The 257-nt window shown below is 53.3% G+C and carries 1 rRNA gene; it reads right to left on the bottom strand.

What is annotated here, in order from left to right:
* A 16S ribosomal RNA gene (locus OO52_RS45845) occupies positions 1–94 on the bottom strand; the annotation flags it as partial.
* Positions 95–257 lie beyond the last annotated feature (163 nt).

Here is a 257-nt window from a genome sequence, read left to right on the forward strand (position 1 = left end):
CACTAATCCCCACCGAAGTGGTTCATCGTTCGACTTGCATGTGTTAAGCACGCCGCCAGCGTTCGTCCTGAGCCAGGATCAAACTCTCCGTGAATGTTTTCCCGTAATCGGGATGAACACCACGAGAGCGGTGCGAGAGGAGGAATAGTCCACTCGCACACAGCGTCCTCGCTGTGTTTTTTCAAAGGAACCTCGTCCCAGCAGATGCTGGAGACGGGGTATCAACATATCTGGCGTTGATTTTTGGCACGCTGTTG

Origin of the sequence: Streptomyces flaveolus (assembly GCF_000716535.1) — a bacterium.
GTDB classification, from domain to species: domain Bacteria; phylum Actinomycetota; class Actinomycetes; order Streptomycetales; family Streptomycetaceae; genus Streptomyces; species Streptomyces flaveolus_A.